This window comes from Phycicoccus elongatus Lp2 (assembly GCF_000367525.1).
GTDB lineage: Bacteria > Actinomycetota > Actinomycetes > Actinomycetales > Dermatophilaceae > Phycicoccus_A > Phycicoccus_A elongatus.
Genome location: NZ_HF570956.1, coordinates 1,127,684 through 1,145,278 on the forward strand (window position 1 = coordinate 1,127,684; position 17,595 = coordinate 1,145,278).

Consider the following 17,595-nt stretch of genomic DNA (forward strand, 5'->3'; position numbering starts at 1 on the left):
GTTCTCACCAGTTGATGCTATGAAGGACATTTAGACGCGTAACCCCAGCAACTTCGCCTCACAGTCCATGGTGGATGCCTTGTCAACACCTTGTGCGGTCTGCGACAAACATCCCGCGGAATCTGGCCCGATCGCGCCTACCTTGACAGCAGACCTGCCGCAAGCCAAGAACGCGTCGCCGCAATTCGCTTTGTCCGTCCGGGCCGGTCCGGCGCCGTTTCCCACCCCCCATCACCAGATCGAGCGGTCAAGACAAGCAACCTCCGACATGCCAGGAAGTTTCAGATGACTGATACTGTCTGGTCATGAAGGTCGTGGTGGTCGGTGGCGGCATCGGTGGGCTCGCCCTCGCCCAAGGGTTGAGCATGCGTGGCATTGGCGTCGTCGTCGTGGAGAAGGACGTCGACCTCCTCGAGACCGGTGGGTACAAACTGCACCTGGGGCCGAGTGCGCTCCGCGCCCTGGGACGGCTCGTTCCTCCGGCCTTGATCTCGGCCCTTGAGGCGTCGTCGGTGCACACCCGCGGGTTTCGACTGGCGGTGCGTGATCATCGCGGTCGCCTTCTGCTGCGGGCCAGTGAGCGAGAGCTTGGCGATTCGCTCGACGTCGATCGGATCACCCTTCGTCGTCTGCTGACCGAAGGGCTCGACGACCGATTGCGTTGGGGGTCGGCAGCGATCGGCTATGACGAGGATGATGATGGTGTGCACGTCCACCTCGAGGACGGCGCAACGGTGGCAGGTGATGCTCTGGTCATCGCCGACGGTGCCGGATCCAGGTTGGCGCGACAGCTCGCTGGGTCACCAACGTGCAGGTCCACGGGGCTCACGGCCATAGCGGGGCGGACCAGGACGGACGCGCTGTCGGTGGAGGCTCAAGAGCTCCTGCGAGACGACCCGATGCTTGCCTTCGGACCAGGCGGCATTGGTCTGTTCGCCTCTTGGCACGACCCATACGTCGGCGCGCCAGGTAGCGCGAAGCGTGAAGAATTGTCCGTCGAGCCAGTGGTCATCTGGGGTGTTATCGCTGTCTCCGGAGCCTTGGTTGAGGGGGACGCACACCACGCCGGTGTTGCGGCGCTTGCGGCGACGCAGGCACTGCAACGCCGGCATTGGGTGCCGTCTCTCGTGGAGCTGCCTGGCCGATCGCTACCGGTCTCTGTTGCAGGCTTCCCGCTCCTGGCCGCAGACCCTGAGAACATCGCACCGTGGACGGCCCGACGAGTCACTGCCATCGGCGACGCGGCCCACACCATGCCGCCCACAGGAGGCCAAGGCGCAGCCACCGCAATCGTCGATGGGCACGACCTGGCGTGCCTGCTCGTGGACACAGATTGCACGACGCGCGGGATTGCGGAAGCATTGAACGTGTCCGCGGCCCGGATGCGGACCCGCTCCGCCACCGCTGTTCGCGAGTCGCTCCAACCAGTGACCTGGATCAAGGCATCGGCCCACCCCATCGGTGCTGCCGCCGCTGCCATCGCACTTCCCGCGGCGACGCGCATCGCCTCCCTTCTTCGCCACGTGCAGCGGTATGCGCCATGAACGAACCCGTCTTGCCCCTGTGGGAACTCATTCAAACCTCCCACATCGTCGCCAAGGGCTTTCGAGACCTGTTCGCTCGACACGGGCTCACCCCGACTCAGTTCGGTGTTCTCGCGTGCCTCGAGGACGGAGACGACTTCACCAAGGCACAACTGGCTCGCGCCGTGCTCGTCACGCCGCAAAGCATGGACCCGCTGATCACCAGCCTGCTGACACGCGGCCTCGTTGATCGCAACGGTCCAGCAGGTCGTGGGCGCGCGGCAGGGATCCACATCACCAAGGCGGGGCGGGCCCTAATGGGTCAGGTCCGTCCCGAGGTGGCCCACTTCAACGCCTCCGAGCACATCGGCGTCGCCGATGCCGACATACCCCAACTCGTGACGAACCTCCGCGCGATCCGCCATTTCCTCGATAAGACAAGCCTCGATCGTGACCCCCACGGCTGAAGGCAAGGAACCACGACAACTCTCCCGGCGCGCACGACGACTATGGCTCCTGGCCCATGTCGTCCTGTCCGTAGGCTGGCTGGGAGCCGGCGCGGCCAACCTCGCCCTGGCGAGCTCGGCACTCGGCGCGCAAGGGGGCCCTCTACCCTCGGCGACCACCTACCAGGCCATCCACCGAATCGACGCCTACGTTGTCATCCCGGCGGCCTTTGGAGCCCTGACCACCGGAGTGGTCCTTTCCCTGGGCACCAAATGGGGACTGTTCAAACACTGGTGGGTCCTCATCAAGCTGGTCTTGACCGTCACGACGATCATCTTCTCCACCCTTGGACTCGGACTCTGGGTCGAGGAATCGCTCGCAGCGCCTGCAGCGAGCACCCCTCCCCACGCCCTGTGCATCACCCTCGGCGCCACCGGCAACATCCTCGCCTTCCTGGTGATGACCGCCCTTTCCATCTACAAACCCAAAGCACCCATGACCCGCCACCGCCACACGAGATGAGCGCGTAACCTCGCGCAGCCAAAGAGTGACCGGGATTCGGGACTGTCCGCTGACATCTCCCCCACCCGACGGCCTGGTTCTCCCCCGGGTGGGGTCGGGTCGCTGTTACGTCAACGCCCGCACCTGTGCAATGTCACCTCGAGCCTGAGCGGCCAGTGGCCGTCGGCCGCCAGACTTCAGGACGTGATCTCCGTCCTACTTCATCCCACCTGCTCCCGGGCGCGGGCCTTGATCGCTTCGATCACGTCCGTCTTGGCATCCGCGTAGGCATTCATGTCGGGCCACTGGCGGGATGTCAGCTCACGCTTGGTGTCCTCGTAGAGCGCGCGGTCAGAGGCATCGGCACGTAGATGGTCGCGGAACAACAGGTAGTCCTCAGCCGCTTGATCCCCGACCTGGAGCAGGTGGACGTGCACGTCACGCTCGGACGTTCGCACCAGGCGGTGCCCCGGCTCGCGGACGCGCAGCACGTAGCCGGCAGCCAGCAAGGGCTCGACATGGTCCTGCTCGGCGGCGATGTCGGGCACAGTGACGAGGATGTCGATGATCGGCTTGGCCGCCAGCCCGGGGACCGATGTCGACCCGATGTGCTCCACCGCGACGGCGGCCTCCCCCAAGGCCCGCCGAATTCGGGCCTCGTGCCGTCGATACTCCGCCGGCCAGCGGTCGTCTGGCGCGACAAGGAACAGGTCGCGCTGCTCGACCCCTCCGACGAGTTCGACCTCCCTCACGTCGCCGTGGTGACGGGCAGCGACCAGGACGATGTCGGCGCGCTCGGCGGCCCCGTCCACGACCTCCTCACAGCGCCGCACGTCGAGATCACCGGCCCGGTTGCGCATCGAGGCGACCGTATGCCGGAATCGCGGGTTGCGGGGCCCCGCTGCACTCCCGGCAGCGTGCCCGACCACGATGAGCCGGCCGCCGGGCGCCACCCAACCGCGGACCCGTTCCATTGCCTCCTCCTCGAGGTGAAGGTAGGACACCAGGACGAGGTCGAAACCACCGCTCACAGGCTCCCAGTCGGCAACGTCACCGACGACGAAGTCGACGCTGACACCCTCGCGTTGAGCATGTTCGCGGCCGCGCTCGACCCCGACCGCCGAGAAGTCCAGAGCCGTGACCCTCCACCCGCGCGAGGCCAGCCACACCGCGTGGCGTCCCTCGCCCGCGCCGACATCGAGCGCGCGACCGGGTCGCAATGATGAGACGACTTCGACGACCAGGGGATGCGGACCCACAATCCACAACTGGTCACCCGCGGCATACCGTTGGTCCCAGTGCGCGGCTCGATCGTCGGTCACGCGCTCAGGGTAGTGATTCGATCCGAAGCCGCGTCAGGTTTCGCACCTCGACCTCGTAGCGGCTGCCCACACCGGCAGCTGTCCGGAAGAAGCGACGACGGAGTGCGCCCTCGACCTCGACGTCCTGGCCGATCTGCAGTCGGCCGGCAGCCCTGCGGGTCACCGCCGACCAACAGACGACGTCGATGACATCTGGCTGCTTGCGCCCGGACCGCGTGGCCTTGTCCTCACGAGGCACGACGAGCCGCCACGCGTGCACCGTGTCGCCGCTGGGCAGTTGACGCGCCTCCCCCACATCACTGACCCTGCCGACCAGTCGCACCTGGTTGACATAACTTCCTGCCATGTCTGCCTCCATTCCCCACGTATCTCGATCGCGCCGAGTTCGCTGGCGCGTCCTGCCTGGCGCCGACCATGCGCCCCGGCGGACAGGCAGTCCACCTGATCGCCGAGAGCCTGTGGACGACAGACCCACCCATCGACCGCCTGTGGACGACGACACACCTCCGACGCGTTCGCACTCCCCCACTGATGCGTGACAGGATCACAGGCCATGACCGCACGGGCACAAAACCTCACCCTGGTCGCTGCCCTCATCATCGCTCTCGTGCTGGTCGCTTACGCCCTGCGCAAGGACGACGGCTCCACGTCCGCGGCCTCGGCAAGTCCCTCCCCGAGCCTGTCCCTGTCGTCCTCGGCCTCCGCGTCACCGTCGGCGTCTGCGTCACCCTCCGAGTCGGCGTCGTCGTCAGCCTCCCCCTCGCCAACACAGTTGGTGATCAAGAAGGCGGCGTTCATCGGTGATTCGGTCGCGGCGGGTGCCGGCGCCTCGACCCCGAGCAAGCGCTGGACGACCCTGCTCAGCACCGCCAACGGGTGGACCGAGACCAATGTCGCCCACGCGCAAACCGGGTATCTGCGCGCCGGCTCGAAAGCACCGTGCACGGCCGACAGCTGCCCCAACTTCGCGACCGCCGCCACGGCCGCGGTCCAAGCCGGCGTGGACCTGGTCATCATCACCGGCGGCGCCAACGACCTGGGTGAGGATCCGGCCACGGCGGCCGCGTGGCAGCCACGCTGACCACGCTACGGACCGGCCTCCCCAACGCACAGATCGTCGTCGTCAATCCATGGTGGGACATGCGCCAGAACAACCCCGCCCTCGCCACCTACACCGAAGCGATCAAGGCGGCAGCGGCGGCGGCCGGAGTCACCTACGCCGATACCGGCCAGCCACTGACCGGTCACGTGGACCGAGTGACCCCGGACGGTCTCCAGGCCAACGACACCGGCCACGCCTTCATCGCAGGCGCCGTGGGCGGCGCCCTCAAGTTGGCCGGCCTGCCGGTCAACTGAGAACCCCCCGGGTGTCGACCACGGAAGTTGACCCGGTGCATGCGCCCGGTGTGTCACTCTGTGCGCCATGACCACAGAGATGGTGGACCGCTGGGCCGACACCAAGAAGTACCACCGCTCCTGGTATTGGTACGACTGGGCCAATTCGGCCTTCGTGACGACGGTCGGCACCGTCCTCTTCGGCCCCTATCTCACCAACATCGCCCAAGAGGCGGCGTGCCCCGGCCTCGCCGACGACGAGAAGTGCACGACCACCTTGTATGCCGTGCCCGCGGCATCCGGCCTCCCCTCCTGGGTGTGGGTGCTCGCCCTTGTCACGACCCTCGTCTTGGCCACCCTCACCGTCCTGCAGTTCCGCGCCGACACCAAGGCCAACCGCACCGCCTCCGGTGCGGCCAAGGGTCTCCTGGCAGGGACCGGTGCTGCGCTCTTGGCGTTCGTCCTGATGGCACCGCTCGACCCGGGATCAGCGGCGTCCTACACGACCACCCTGGCGACCATCGTCTCGGCCGTCCTGCTCATGATTGTCGGAGCGATCGCCGACCGGAGCGAGCAACCAGCGCGACTGCTCGGCATCTTCGCCTGGCTCGGAGCGGCTGCCGCCTGCATGCTCTTCTTCCTCGTCGGGACCAACTGGCGCTTCGGCGCCCTGATGATGATCATCGCCACCATCGGCCTGGGCGCCTCCCTCGTGGTCTACGACGCGATCCTCGTCCGGATCGCCCATCCGGACGACCGGGACAAGGTCAGCAGCCGGGGTTGGGCCCTGGGCTACCTCGGTGGTGGTCTGCTCCTCGCCCTCAACCTGGTCATCGTGTCCAAGCCGGACCTGATCGGTGTCGACAAGGGGATGGCGGTCCGGATCAGCATGCTGTCGGCGGGTCTGTGGTGGGCGCTGTTCACCCTCATCCCCGTGCTCGGTCTGCGCAGACTGCGGGGCTCGGCCGTGGCCCGCGATGGACAGGTCCACCTGGCCGACGCGCCGAGCGAGGGCGCCGTGGGCGGCAGCATCGCCCAGTTGCAGCACACCTTCCGGGACCTCAAGAAGTATCCGCAGACCCTGATGTTCCTTCTCGCGTACCTCTTCTTCAACGACGGCATCCAGACCGTCATCGCATCCTCGAGCATCTACGGGGCCGAGCAACTGAAGTTCGCCCAGGAACAACTCATTGCGCTCATCCTGTTGGTCCAGTTCGTGGCCTTCGGTGGAGCCCTGTTCTTCGGCTGGCTCGCCTCGAAGTTCGGCGCGTGGCGCACCATCCTCTGGAGTCTGGTCGCGTGGTCGGCGATCGTCGTGATGGCCTTCTTCGTACCCGAGAAGGCGTTCCTGCCCTTCATCGCGCTCGGCGTGCTCATCGGCATCGTCCTGGGGGGCTCGCAGGCGCTCTCGCGCAGCCTCTTCAGCCAATTGGTCCCCAGGGCCCGAGAGGCGGAGTTCTTCGCCTTCTACCAGGCGATGGAGCGCGGCACCTCGTGGTTCGGGACCTTCGTCTTCGGCCTGGTCCACCAGGTCACGCACAGCTACCGACCAGCCATCGTCGCCCTGATCCTCTTCTTCGCCCTCGGCTGGTTCTTCCTGCGCAAGGTGGACGTGCGCCAGGGCATCAAGGACGCCGGGAACGAGATGCCGGCCGTCGTCTGACCTTGAAAGGCGCCTGAACGCCCTCACAGCGGATTGGTGCCCGTGACCGCTCTTCTGCCACAATGAAGTATTCAGCGCGTTTGGGGTCACGTCCGAGCGCGAGCGCATGGCAGCGCAACCCAGCTCCGACGACACGGGAACACCGTGTCCCTGCCATGCGTTCACACCACTGATCGTCGCGTGGGTACACCTGCGCACATCAACCACTTCGATGGGAGACACCCATGGCAGAGCGCAGCCTTCGCGGGAGCCGTCTCGGCGCCCTCAGCATGGAGACCGACGAGAACGTCGTCCCCTCCGAGCGCCAGATCACGACCTACCTCTGCCCGAACGGGCATGTCATCGAGTTGCCGTTCTCGGTCGAGGCCGAGATCCCGCCGACGTGGGAGTGCCGCTGCGGCGCCGACGCCAAGCTCAAGGACGGCGTCGAGGTCGAGGCGAAGGCCGTGAAGCCGGCCCGGACCCACTGGGACATGCTGCTCGAGCGTCGCTCGATCCCCGAGCTCGAGGAGTTGCTCGAGGAGCGCCTGACCCTGCTGCGCGAGTCGCGCGGGATCAAGCCGGGCAAGAAGAAGTCCGCCTGACCCTCCCCCACACTGTGCGTATGCCGCGTGCCCACCCGGGCGCGCGGCATACCTCTGTTTTTGGGCCGAGTCCGAAACTCACCAATAGTGCGGATTCTGCGAACCGCGCACCCCTTCGTCAGTCGACGACCTCGCCCTCGATGACGGTCGGGCCGGACGGGCGGTCGGAACGCCCGGCCGTCGACACCGCGTCGCCCAGCAGTCGCTTGGCGACGGCTGCGGCCAGCAGGCCCCGGAAGAGGGGCCGCGTCACCGGCAGGACGAGGAGGAATCCCACGACGTCGGTGAGGAAGCCGGGTAACAACAGCAGCGTCCCGCCGACGAGCACGAGGGCGCCGTCGGCGATCTCGCGCGAAGGCATCTGGCCTGTCCGCAGAGCCTCGCTGAGTGCCCGCCAGGTCCGTGTGCCTTCGCGCCGGAGCAGCCAGGCACCAGCGATGGACAAGGCGACGAGCAGGAGCAGGGTCGGCCAGCCACCGATGACCTTGCCGACCCCGATGATGGCCGCGACCTCGACGACCGGCACGATCAGGAGCGCGAGGAGCACCCACCGCAGGATCCGCGGACGACGACGCGGGCCCGCAGCATACGGTGTGGACGCGGGGCTCACAGGGTGTGCCACTTCTCCTGCGGTCGGGCCGCAGCGACGGCGCTGCGAGCCTGGCGGAAGCGGTGCCCCACACCCCAGGTCGTGATGCGTCGCAACGACTCGGTCATGATGTCGCGACTCATCTTGGAGTGCCCGATCTCGCGCTCCACGAAGGTGATCGGGACCTCGACGACGGTCAGGCCCTTGCGCACTGCACGCCAGGTCAGGTCCACCTGGAAGCAGTAGCCCTGCGAGGCCACATCGGCCAGCCCGATCTCCTGGAGGGCTGCGGTGCGATAGACCCGGTAACCGGCCGTCGCGTCATGGACGGGCATGCCCAGCAGTACCTTGGTGTAGACATTGCCACCGACCGAGAGAGCCTTGCGGTGCAAGGGCCAGTTCTCGATGGCGCCACCGCGCACCCAGCGCGATCCGATGACCAGGTCCGCGTCGGCAGCGGCGGCGAGCATCGCGGGGAGGTGTTCGGGCTGGTGGGAACCATCAGCATCCATCTCCACGACGGCGTCATAGCCCCGATCGATCGCCCACTGGAAGCCGTCGAGGTAGGCCGCGCCCAGACCGGCCTTGCCCGGTCGGTGCAGGACGTGGACCTGCTCGTCGGCCGCGGCGAGGCGATCGGCGATCTCGCCGGTGCCGTCGGGTGAGTTGTCGTCGAGCACGACGACGTCGACCTCGGGGGTGACGGACCGGACACGTTCGACCACGCCGGCGAGATTCTCGGCCTCGTTGTAGGTCGGGATCAGGACGGCGACGCGGGTCAGGGCCGGTCGGGGGGTCTCGGGCAAGAAAGGTCCTCGGGTGCTTTTGAACGACGACTCAGGTGTTGTGCAGCCTTCGCCAAACCCTAACGCGCGGGCTGCGTCGCGCGTTTCCGGATCGCCCGGCTGTTGAGGGCCAGGCCGAGCAGGACGACGAAGCCGAGCACGGCGCCACGCTCGGGCCAAGAGCCCAGCCGGTCGGCCAGGCTGCTCTGGGCCATCGGCTGCACCAGGCCCGCTCGCTGCTCCGCCGTGAACAGGCCGGTCTTGCCGGTCACCCGCCCGCGATCGTCGATGAACCCGGACACCCCGACCGTGGACACGTGCACGACGTGCCGCCCGTGCTCGACGGCCCGCAGTCGCGAGATGGCGAACTGCTGCTCGGACTCGGCGCTGAAGCCGAAGGTCGCATTGTTGGTCTGGACGAGCAGGACGCTCGGGGTCGAGCCGGCCGCCGCCACGCTGTCCCGGATCAGCCCGTCATAGGCGACCTCGAAGCAGATCGTCGGCAGCACGGCATACGCCTTGTCGGTGGCGGTCCCCCGTCCCGGCGCGCTCCCCTGCACCTCGAAGACGCCGATCTCGTCACCGGCGACGAAATTGCCGGCCAACTCCGCCGCCGGGCTGAAGCGGGAGAAGAAGTCGCGATAAGGGATGTATTCGGCGAAGGGCACCGGGTGCAATTTGGTGTAGCGCTCCGGCTCCCCTCCCCCGGGCCGATAGAGCAGCGAGACATTGCTGTTGTGGTCGACGGGCTCGGCCAGCACCGCGCCGACGACGAGCGGCACGTCGACCGCGTCGACGGCGCGTTGGATCTGGGCGGCAGCGTCCGTGTTGCGGAAGGGGTCGATGTCGGAGGAGTTCTCCGGCCAGACGACGAGGCTCAGGTCCTTCCAGCCGTTCTGGCGCGCCTGCGCCGCGAATGTCTCCGTTCCCCGGACGTGGTTGTCGAGGACGGCTCGCCGCTCGGCGTTGAAGTCCAGCCCCGCCTTGGGCACATTGCCCTGGATCAGCCCGATGCGTTCGCTGACCGACACGGCGTACTGCACCTCCGGCGGCACCGCAGCGCGCGGAAGCTGCAGGAGCAGCATGACCCCGACGGCGGCGGCGGCAACCGTCACCCGGCGTCGTCGGGTCAGCGCGAGGGCTCCGACGAGCAGCAGCATTCCCAGCAGGGCGGTGACGAAGGTGACTCCGGGAGCACCGCCCCAGCGGGCCAGCGGCAGCAGCGGGCCGTTGGCTTGCCCGAAGGCCAACCGCGCCCACGGGAAACCGCCCCACGGCGTTGTCGAGCGGGCCATCTCCTGCGCCACCCAGCCGAGCGGGACGAGCAGGTATGCCGCCCACGCACCAACGGGGCCGCCTCCCCTTCCCCCTCGCCCGAAACTGCACGATTGTGAGTTTTCGGTTCCGGCGAGCAGCCGCCTGGATGCCCACCCGACGAGGGCGCTCATGACCGCGACATAGAGCGCTTGCAAGGTGGCCAGAGCAAGCCACGGCAGGGCCCCGACATAGGTTCCGGACCACGACAGGGTGGGGATGAAGTAGCCCCAGCCCGCGAGCATCCCGAGGCCGAAACCGGCGCGGAAACCGCGGCGCCACGTCACAGCGGCCAGCAAGGCCACCCCGACCGGAGCCAGCCACCAGAGGTCATGGGTCGGGAAACTCAGCCACACCGCCACGCCGCCGGCGACGGCGCCGAGGGGGCGCGCGGCATACCGGATCAGCGAAGGCACCCGCACACGTTAGGTCACTCGGCTGAGGGCACCACGACAACGCCACGAGCGGTCGTGGCCACGATCGGTGGGTCCACCACGTCAGCGGCCGACTCGGAGCGCTCCGGGTTTCCGCGCGCGATGACGCGCACCTCGAATTCCATCTCCCGAGAGCGGTTCCCAGCGCGGACGATCCGGGCTTCGATCTCCAGGCAGTCGCCGGCGCGGACGGGAGCCCTGAACTGGACGTCGGAGTAGGACGCGAAGAGCCCCTCGTCGCCGTCGGTACGAATGCACACCTCCGTGGCGACGTCGCCGAAGGCGGCCAGGGAGTAGGCGCCGTCGACGAGGTTGCCGGCGTAATGGGCGTGCGAGTAGGGCACGTACCGGCGGTGGGTGACGGTGGTCCCGACGAGGTCCTCGCGTGACATCTCAGGCTCCCTTGCGCTGCGTGGTGGGCGGGGTGACGAGGGCGTGGACGAGATAGCTGGCCACCTCACCGGGCGTGGTGCCACGACCGAAGATGCGGTCGACACCCAGAGCGCCGGCCGATCCCTCCTCGAAGCGGGGGCCACCGACGACCAGCAGCGGCACCTTGCCCGCGGGGAAGGCCTCGCGGAAGGCCGCCGACATGGCCGTGGTGTTGTGGATGTGGGCGTCGCGCTGGGTCACGACCTGGCTGACGAGGACGGCGTCGGCCTTGAGTTCCCGGGCGGTGTTGACGAGCTCGGGGACGAGCACTTGGGCGCCGAGGTTGTGGACGTCGAGTTCGCGGTAGTACTCCAGCCCTTTCTCCCCCGCAAATCCCTTGATGTTGAGGATGGCGTCGATGCCGACGGTGTGGGCGTCGGTGCCGATGCAGGCGCCGACGACGACCAACTTGCGGCGCAGGTGCTTCTTGACCGCGGTGTTGACCTCCTTGGAGGACAGCAGGTCGAATTCACGCTCGGCCACCTCGACAGCGCGGACGTCGACGAGGTGGGTGACCGGCCCGTAGACGACGAAGAAGGTGAACTTCGGTCCAATGGCCTTGGCGTGCACCAACAGTGGGGCGCTCATCCCCATCTTGCTCGCCAGTTGCAGTGCCGCGCCCTCGGCCCTCTTGTCGTGCGGCAACGGGAGGGTGAAGGACAGTTGCACCATCCCGTCGCCCGTCGTGTCGCCGTAGGGCCGCACCAGCGGGCTCGGCTCTTGCAGACTCGCCTCCCCGGGCAGGGCGTCCTCGATCCGGCGCTCACCGATGTGGTGACGGGTCGTGTTGCGGGCCTCCTGGGCCTCCGTGCGGGGGGTCATCGGGTTGCTCCTTCCTCGCGTCGTCGCCCCGCCGCGCTGCGCGGCGGATCCACCGTCTCCAGCAGGTCGATCGCGGGGTTGTCGTAGTCGTCGGCCTTGCGTGCCACGCCGTCCAGGCCCTTGCCCTTGGTCGGGGGTCGCTTCATCGCGCCGAAGGTGCCATCGGCGATGGCAGCCAACAGCGGCTGGGGGTATGCCGTGTCCGCGCCACCGCTACCGGTTGCGATCTCATCGAGCAGGGCGACGGCCTCGTCGAGCACCTGTCGGGCGCGGGTCTGGATGAAGCCGTCACGTGGCGGGTGGAAGTCCTCGGTGAGTCCACCCGCGGCATTGAGCACGTACCGGACGTTCTGCAGAGCGAGGTCGCGGTCCGAGAGCCACGGGGTGACGACGGCTTCGGTCATCATGCCCACGAGCAGGATGCCCTGCCCGGTCATCGCGCCGGCGAGGTTGAAGAAGCCGTCGAGCAGATGGCCCCGGAAGACGTCGCCCGTCATGTGCTTGGTCGGTGGCATCCACTTCAGTGGCGCCTCGGGAAAGAGTTGCCGGGCCAACAGGGCATGGGCGAGTTCGAGGCGGAAGGAATCCGGGATCGACGGATCGATCTCGAAGGCGTGACCGAGCCCGAGCTGCCAGTCCTGCAGCCCCGCCTCCTTGGCGAAGTACTCGTTGAGGAGCTGGCTGACGGTCACCGTGTGGGCGGCCTCGACGGCGTCGGCCGTGGTCAGGTAGTTGTCCTCGCCGGTGTTGATGATGATCCCCGCCCGCGCGTGGACCTGGCGCGAGAACCGCTGGTCGACAAAGGTCCTGATCGGGTTGATGTCGCGGAAGAGGATTCCGTACATCGAGTCGTTGAGCATCATGTCGAGCCGCTCGAGTCCGGCCAGGGTGGCGATCTCGGGCATGCACAGGCCGGAGGCGTAGTTGGTCAGGCGGATGTAGCGACCGAGTTCCTTGCTGCTCTCGTCGAGGGCGGCCCGCATCAGCCGGAAGTTCTCCTGAGTGGCATACGTCCCGGCATACCCCTCGTGGGTCTCACCCTCGGGGACGAAGTCGAGCAGGCTCTGCCCGGTCGACCGGATGACGGCAATGATGTCGGCACCCTCCCGGGCCGCCTCCTGGGCCTGCGGGATGTCCTCGCGGATGTCGCCCGTGGCCACGATGAGGTAGATCCACGGCTTCTGCTTCGGGTCGCCGTGGCGGGTGATCAGCCGCTCCCGTGTCGCGCGCTGCTTGTCGATGGTGCGTATGCCGCGGCCCACGGCCGTCCGCGCCGCGCGGCGGGCCCGCGTCCGGTGCGCCTTCTCGGGGAGTCGGAAGGTCACTCCCCCACTGCTCGCCTTCTGCGCGAGCGTGAGCAGGTCGGGCGCTGCACCGGAGATCAGGGCATCCCAGATCGGGGTGGTCACGCCATGCTCCAGGCCGACCTGCTCGCGGACGGCGTCGACCAGGTGGTTGACCCACGGGACGTTCTCATGGTCAGCGCCGGTCAGGCCGGCCATCCGCAAGGTGGCCCGCTCCACCGAGACGGTCGTGTGGGCCCGGGCAAGGTCAACGACCGGTTTCCCCGCTCGGCGAGCCAGCGTGCGGGCCCGCCGGACGGTGACGGGGTCGAGTTCGAGACGGCGCGGCACACGAGGAGTCACGCCCAGAATCTATCAGTCACGCAAGGACTTGCGGCCCATCAGCGCCGTGACCGCAAATCCTCCCGTCCTTCGGCCTTGTTTCCAATGGCCGCGGTTGTTCCACCGGAGCAGCCTCGAGTCACGCCGTGCGTGGCGACATCCTAGAGTTGCCGTCACCCCGTGGCGCCCGGGGCCACGAGCAACGGGGTCGTCGCCACGCGGTGATCGTCCAGTCCGACGACCTGCCCTTGTCCATCGTCCCGGTCGAGCAGGCCCTGCGACTGGTGCCGGCCCTGGAGTGAGTGAGGTCGATTCCGGTCGGGCGGCGGGTCACTCGCCGATCTCGCCGCTGACCACGCGCACCGATTGGAGAGCGATCTCCAACTCCTCGTTCGTGGGAATGACCAGGGCCGGGATCCGGCTCTCGCGCGAGGTGATGCTCCGCTCCCCTGCGCCCGCCTCGTTCGCAGACGCATCCAGGACCATACCGAGCAGGGTCAGCCGCTCGATCAGGGCCGCGCGCAACGGCGCCGCATGCTCACCGATTCCCCCCGTGAAGACGAGGGCATCGACGCGACCGAGCTCGGCGGCATACGCCCCGACGTACTTGACCAACCGGTGCACCACGACGTCGAAGGCCAACGACGCGTCGGGGTCACCGGCGGCCCGTCGGTCGAGGATCTCCCGGAAGTCGGAGGCCCCGGCGAGGCCGAGCAGTCCGCTCGCCTTGTTCAACGCCGTGTCGTATGCCGCGGCGTCCAGTCCCGCGACCCGCTCCAGGTAGGCCCCGAGCGCGGGATCGACGTCCCCGCTTCGCGTGCCCATCACGAGTCCTTCGAGTGGTGTCATGCCCATCGAGGTGTCGACCGACCGGCCGGCGTGCACGGCGGCGGCGCTGCACCCGTTGCCCAGGTGGAGAACGACCAGGTCGGTCACGTCCACCGGGCGACCCAGGAGCGCAGCGGCGCGCCGCGAGACGTAGCCGATCGACGTGCCGTGGAAGCCATAGCGACGGACCCGCAACTCCTCACGCCACGCGGCGGGCACGGCATACGTGTGGGCCGCGGGCGGCATGCTCTGGTGGAAGGCGGTGTCGAAGACCGCGACGTGCGGCACGTCCGGGAAGGCCGCGAGGGCGGCGTCGATGCCGAGCAACCCCGCCGGGTTGTGCAGGGGGGCAAGGGGAACCAGTCGCTCCACCTCGGCCCGGACCTCGGCGGTGATGACCGCTGGGTCGCTGAAACTCGCGCCGCCGTGGACGACTCGGTGGCCCACGGCGACGAGTCCGTCGAGGTCGTGACCGTCGGCGCCGATCCGCCGCAGCGCCTCCGTCAGCGCGGCACCATGGTCCGTGACACGCTCGATGAGGCCCTTGACGAGGGTGGCCCGGGAGGACACGTCGATGAGCTGGAACTTCAGCGACGACGAACCGGCGTTGATCACCAGCACGAGGGAGGTCATTGGGCACCTGCCTGGACGGCCGTGATGGCAATGGTGTTGACGATGTCCCGGACCAGGGCCCCCCGCGACAGGTCGTTGACCGGCTTGCCCAGGCCCTGAAGCACCGGCCCGATGGCGACCGCGCGGGCGCTGCGCTGCACGGCTTTGTAGGTGTTGTTGCCCGTGTTGAGGTCGGGGAAGACGAGCACCGTGGCCCGGCCGGCGACCGGGCTGTCCTTGAGCTTGGTCGCGGCGACGTGCGGATCGACGGCCGCGTCGTACTGGATCGGTCCCTCGATGAGGAGTTCGGGTGCACGTTCACGAACCAGTGCAGTGGCCTCACGGACCTTCTCGACGTCGGCGCCTGACCCGGATCCGCCGGTCGAGTAGGACAGCATGGCCACGCGGGGTTCGATGCCGAACTGGGCGGCGGTCTGGGCCGAGGAGATCGCGATGTCAGCGAGTTGGTCGGCGTTCGGGTCCGGATTGATGGCGCAGTCCCCATAGACGAGCACCCGGTCGGCCAGGCACATGAGGAAGACGCTGGAGACGATGGACACCCCCGGTGCGGTGCGCACGACCTCGAGTGCCGGCCGCACGGTCGCGGCCGTCGTCGTGATCGATCCGGACACCATGCCGTCGGCGTGGCCGCCATGGACCATGAGGGTGCCGAAGTAGGAGGGGTCGACGACGGCGTCGGCGGCCATCTCGACGGTGACACCCTTGTGAGCGCGCAGCCGGGCATATTCCTGGGCGAAGGCCAGCCGCAGCGGCGAGTTCGCGGGATCGATGACGGTGACCTCGCCCAGGTCGAGGCCGACCCGCCGGTTGGCCTGTTCGATCGCCGACCGGTCACCGAGGAGGACGAGCTCGGCGATCCCGCGCTCGCGGACCTGACGGGCCGCTTCGAGGATCCGCGGCTCGGCGCCTTCGGGCAGGACGATCCGTGCCTTGGCCGCCCGGGCATCGTCGACCAACTGGTGCTCGAACATCAGGGGGGTCACGACCCCGGGCCGCGTCGGGAGCTCCAGCGCGGCCAGGACCGACGACGTGGCCAGGCGGTTCCCGAGCACCTGGATGGCCGTGTCGATCTTGCGCGTCGAGTCCGGACCGATCCGACCGGCCGCCCGACTGAGCGCGCGCGCCGTCTGCATGGTGCCGGTCTCGCAGGCGACGATCGGCAGTGCCACGTCGATGCCGTCGATCAGGCGATCGACCTGGGGGGAGAGGGGGAACCCGCCGTTGAGGATGATCCCGGTCAGCGTCGGGAAGGTCTTGGAGCGGTGTGCCAGCAGCGCACCGATGACGATCTCCTCCCGGTCGGCCGGCACGACCACGACGCCGTCCTCGATGAGCCGGTCGAGGACGTGGGGAAGAGTCATCGCGGCGACGACGATGCCCAGGCACTCGCGATCGAGCAGGTCGGGGTCGCCATGCACGAACACCGCATCACAGGCCTCGGCGAGGTCCTGCATGGTCGGCGCGCGCAGCAGTGGCACGTCCGGGAGCGCGACGACGGGGACGGGACCGACCCGCTCGGCGACGGCCGCGGCATACCGGTCGACATCGGTGGGTGCGACCTGGTTGACGACCACGCCGCTCACCGTTGCGTGGTTCTCGGCCGCCGCGGCCAGGGCGGCATCCACGGCCGCGGCTGCGCCCGAGGCGGGCCGCTCCCCCGTCGGCAGCACGAGCACCATGCGCGCGCCGAGGTTGGCGGCGATCCGGGCGTTGACCGAGAACTCGGTGGGGGTCGCGATGTCGCTGAAGTCGGAGCCGATGACCAGGACGAGATCGCAACGATCGGCGACCGCATGGAAGCGGTCGACGATGTCGCTCATCGCCGCGTCGAGGTCGGCGTGCACCTCCTCATAGGACACGCCACACAGGTCCTCCGTCGGCGGGGATTCGGGGCCGAGACGGGCGCGGAGCACGTCGAGGAGGGCGTCCTCGCCGACGGCCGGCACGATGGGTCGGAAGGGCAGGACACGTCCCACTCGCCGACCGAGATGTTCGAGCAGGGCCAAGGCCACTGCCGACTTGCCCGATGCCGCCTCGGTGGCGGCCAAATAGATGCTCTCGACCACGAGGCCAACCTATCCTCGTCGCATGACAACCGACGATCCGGCACGGCTGATCACCGAGGCGGATCGGCAGCGCGCCCTGACCGTGCTTCGCCGTGCCGCAGAGGACGGGCGCCTCACGCCCACCGCGCTGGACGAGCGCTCCCGTCGAGTCCGGGAGGTGCTGCTCGTCGGCCAACTCGACGACGTGCTCGAGGGCCTGCGTCCGACGAGGGACACCGACCTGTTGTGGCCCAACTCCGAGCGCGCCACGGCCAGCCCGCCGGCCCGCACCTCCGCGTCGCAGCCCGCGTTGCCGGTCCCGGCGGGTCATCGCGCCGACGACCGACTGGTGCTCGGGGGCGGCATGGCCAGTGACAAGCGCGCGGGGGTGTGGGTGTTGCCGCCCTATCTGCGTGTGCTCCCCCGTGTCGGGTCCATCCGTCTGGACTGCCGCCGAGCCCACGCCGAGACCGCGGTGATCGACATCGAGGTCGGCATCGGGGCGGGCAGCGTGGTGCTCGTGCTCCCCGAGGGTTGGGCGGCCAATGCCGAGCGGCTCAAGAAGGGCGTCGGCGATGTCAAGGTCAAGGTCGCCCCGACACCGGCGAGTGACTGCCCGACCATCTTCTTGCACGGCCAGGCGGGCCTGGGCTCGGTCGTCATCCGGCACGCCAACTGGTTCGAGCGGACCTTCACCGGCAAGAACTGACGCC

Annotated in this window: 19 protein-coding genes; 9 read left to right on the top strand and 10 right to left on the bottom strand. The window is 68.4% G+C overall.

Annotated elements, in window-relative coordinates:
- Nucleotides 1–305: 305 nt before the first annotated feature.
- Genes BN10_RS05390 through BN10_RS05400 form a run of 3 tightly spaced genes read left to right on the top strand, consistent with a single transcriptional unit; the run spans nucleotide 306 to nucleotide 2,492 of the window.
- Nucleotides 306–1,544, top strand: coding sequence for an FAD-dependent oxidoreductase (locus tag BN10_RS05390; RefSeq protein WP_010850177.1), 1,239 nt, complete (start codon nucleotides 306–308; stop codon nucleotides 1,542–1,544).
- Entirely contained in the window at nucleotides 1,541–1,990 is a 450-nt protein-coding gene (locus BN10_RS05395; protein WP_010850178.1) for a MarR family winged helix-turn-helix transcriptional regulator, read from the top strand. Before BN10_RS05390 ends, BN10_RS05395 begins: the two co-directional genes overlap by 4 nt.
- Nucleotides 1,974–2,492 (top strand): hypothetical protein, encoded by a 519-nt coding sequence (locus tag BN10_RS05400; protein WP_010850179.1) that lies wholly within the window; start codon nucleotides 1,974–1,976, stop codon nucleotides 2,490–2,492. The genes BN10_RS05395 and BN10_RS05400 overlap by 17 nt, the downstream gene beginning before the upstream one ends.
- Nucleotides 2,493–2,692: 200 nt before the next feature.
- Here the strand turns inward: BN10_RS05400 and BN10_RS18045 are convergent, their stop codons facing one another.
- Complete coding sequence (locus BN10_RS18045) at nucleotides 2,693–3,793, bottom strand: GrpB family protein (protein ID WP_010850180.1); 1,101 nt, start codon at nucleotides 3,791–3,793, stop codon at nucleotides 2,693–2,695.
- Between the two features lie 4 nt (nucleotides 3,794–3,797).
- Entirely contained in the window at nucleotides 3,798–4,139 is a 342-nt protein-coding gene (locus BN10_RS05410) for a single-stranded DNA-binding protein (RefSeq protein WP_010850181.1), read from the bottom strand.
- Between the two features lie 207 nt (nucleotides 4,140–4,346).
- On the opposite strand from BN10_RS05410, the gene BN10_RS05415 reads away from it, so the two are divergent.
- From BN10_RS05415 to BN10_RS05430, 4 genes are all read left to right on the top strand, one after another.
- Entirely contained in the window at nucleotides 4,347–4,874 is a 528-nt protein-coding gene (locus BN10_RS05415; RefSeq protein ID WP_010850182.1) for an SGNH/GDSL hydrolase family protein, read from the top strand.
- A complete protein-coding gene (locus BN10_RS05420; protein WP_010850183.1) occupies nucleotides 4,859–5,149 on the top strand; it encodes an SGNH/GDSL hydrolase family protein in 291 nt (96 codons plus the stop codon). The genes BN10_RS05415 and BN10_RS05420 overlap by 16 nt, the downstream gene beginning before the upstream one ends.
- Nucleotides 5,150–5,216: 67 nt before the next feature.
- Nucleotides 5,217–6,791 carry an MFS transporter gene (locus BN10_RS05425; RefSeq protein ID WP_010850184.1) on the top strand — a complete coding sequence of 525 codons (1,575 nt, stop codon included), beginning with the start codon at nucleotides 5,217–5,219 and terminating at the stop codon, nucleotides 6,789–6,791.
- Between the two features lie 224 nt (nucleotides 6,792–7,015).
- Complete coding sequence (locus tag BN10_RS05430) at nucleotides 7,016–7,375, top strand: RNA polymerase-binding protein RbpA (RefSeq protein ID WP_010850185.1); 360 nt, start codon at nucleotides 7,016–7,018, stop codon at nucleotides 7,373–7,375.
- Between the two features lie 118 nt (nucleotides 7,376–7,493).
- Here the strand turns inward: BN10_RS05430 and BN10_RS05435 are convergent, their stop codons facing one another.
- From BN10_RS05435 to kamD, 6 genes are read right to left on the bottom strand one after another with little or no spacing between them, the layout of a single operon-like run.
- On the bottom strand, nucleotides 7,494–7,922 hold the full coding sequence (locus tag BN10_RS05435; RefSeq protein WP_233354270.1) for an FxsA family protein: 429 nt from the start codon (nucleotides 7,920–7,922) through the stop codon (nucleotides 7,494–7,496).
- Nucleotides 7,923–7,981: 59 nt separating this feature from the next.
- On the bottom strand, nucleotides 7,982–8,770 hold the full coding sequence (locus BN10_RS05440; protein WP_010850187.1) for a polyprenol monophosphomannose synthase: 789 nt from the start codon (nucleotides 8,768–8,770) through the stop codon (nucleotides 7,982–7,984).
- Between the two features lie 59 nt (nucleotides 8,771–8,829).
- Nucleotides 8,830–10,479 carry an apolipoprotein N-acyltransferase gene (lnt, locus tag BN10_RS05445; protein WP_233354271.1) on the bottom strand — a complete coding sequence of 550 codons (1,650 nt, stop codon included), beginning with the start codon at nucleotides 10,477–10,479 and terminating at the stop codon, nucleotides 8,830–8,832.
- 14 nt (nucleotides 10,480–10,493) lie between these two features.
- On the bottom strand, nucleotides 10,494–10,889 hold the full coding sequence (kal, locus tag BN10_RS05450; RefSeq protein ID WP_010850189.1) for a 3-aminobutyryl-CoA ammonia lyase: 396 nt from the start codon (nucleotides 10,887–10,889) through the stop codon (nucleotides 10,494–10,496).
- 1 nt (nucleotide 10,890) lies between these two features.
- Complete coding sequence (gene kamE, locus BN10_RS05455) at nucleotides 10,891–11,751, bottom strand: lysine 5,6-aminomutase subunit beta (RefSeq protein ID WP_010850190.1); 861 nt, start codon at nucleotides 11,749–11,751, stop codon at nucleotides 10,891–10,893.
- Nucleotides 11,748–13,397: a lysine 5,6-aminomutase subunit alpha gene (kamD, locus tag BN10_RS05460; protein ID WP_010850191.1), complete on the bottom strand. Its 1,650-nt coding sequence runs from the start codon at nucleotides 13,395–13,397 to the stop codon at nucleotides 11,748–11,750. The genes kamE and kamD overlap by 4 nt, the downstream gene beginning before the upstream one ends.
- 125 nt (nucleotides 13,398–13,522) lie before the next feature.
- Between kamD and BN10_RS16235 the strand changes: the two genes are divergently transcribed.
- Entirely contained in the window at nucleotides 13,523–13,678 is a 156-nt protein-coding gene (locus BN10_RS16235) for a type II toxin-antitoxin system PemK/MazF family toxin (protein WP_010850192.1), read from the top strand.
- Nucleotides 13,679–13,706: 28 nt separating this feature from the next.
- Here the strand turns inward: BN10_RS16235 and BN10_RS05465 are convergent, their stop codons facing one another.
- Nucleotides 13,707–14,837 carry an acetate/propionate family kinase gene (locus tag BN10_RS05465; RefSeq protein WP_010850193.1) on the bottom strand — a complete coding sequence of 377 codons (1,131 nt, stop codon included), beginning with the start codon at nucleotides 14,835–14,837 and terminating at the stop codon, nucleotides 13,707–13,709.
- On the bottom strand, nucleotides 14,834–16,903 hold the full coding sequence (pta, locus tag BN10_RS05470) for a phosphate acetyltransferase (protein ID WP_010850194.1): 2,070 nt from the start codon (nucleotides 16,901–16,903) through the stop codon (nucleotides 14,834–14,836). The genes BN10_RS05465 and pta overlap by 4 nt, the downstream gene beginning before the upstream one ends.
- A gap of 22 nt (nucleotides 16,904–16,925) precedes the next feature.
- On the opposite strand from pta, the gene BN10_RS15600 reads away from it, so the two are divergent.
- Nucleotides 16,926–17,591, top strand: coding sequence for a DUF1707 SHOCT-like domain-containing protein (locus BN10_RS15600; RefSeq protein WP_010850195.1), 666 nt, complete (start codon nucleotides 16,926–16,928; stop codon nucleotides 17,589–17,591).
- The last annotated feature ends 4 nt before the right edge of the window (nucleotides 17,592–17,595 follow it).

Coding starts and splice junctions, on each gene's coding strand:
- BN10_RS05415 (WP_010850182.1), top strand. CDS start 4,347: ATGACCGCACGGGCACAAAACCTCACCCTGGTCGCTGCCCTCATCATC.
- BN10_RS05390 (WP_010850177.1), top strand. CDS start 306: ATGAAGGTCGTGGTGGTCGGTGGCGGCATCGGTGGGCTCGCCCTCGCC.
- kamE (WP_010850190.1), bottom strand. CDS start 11,751: ATGACCCCCCGCACGGAGGCCCAGGAGGCCCGCAACACGACCCGTCAC.
- BN10_RS15600 (WP_010850195.1), top strand. CDS start 16,926: ATGACAACCGACGATCCGGCACGGCTGATCACCGAGGCGGATCGGCAG.
- kal (WP_010850189.1), bottom strand. CDS start 10,889: ATGTCACGCGAGGACCTCGTCGGGACCACCGTCACCCACCGCCGGTAC.
- BN10_RS05395 (WP_010850178.1), top strand. CDS start 1,541: ATGAACGAACCCGTCTTGCCCCTGTGGGAACTCATTCAAACCTCCCAC.
- BN10_RS05425 (WP_010850184.1), top strand. CDS start 5,217: ATGACCACAGAGATGGTGGACCGCTGGGCCGACACCAAGAAGTACCAC.
- BN10_RS05465 (WP_010850193.1), bottom strand. CDS start 14,837: ATGACCTCCCTCGTGCTGGTGATCAACGCCGGTTCGTCGTCGCTGAAG.
- BN10_RS05430 (WP_010850185.1), top strand. CDS start 7,016: ATGGCAGAGCGCAGCCTTCGCGGGAGCCGTCTCGGCGCCCTCAGCATG.
- BN10_RS05410 (WP_010850181.1), bottom strand. CDS start 4,139: ATGGCAGGAAGTTATGTCAACCAGGTGCGACTGGTCGGCAGGGTCAGT.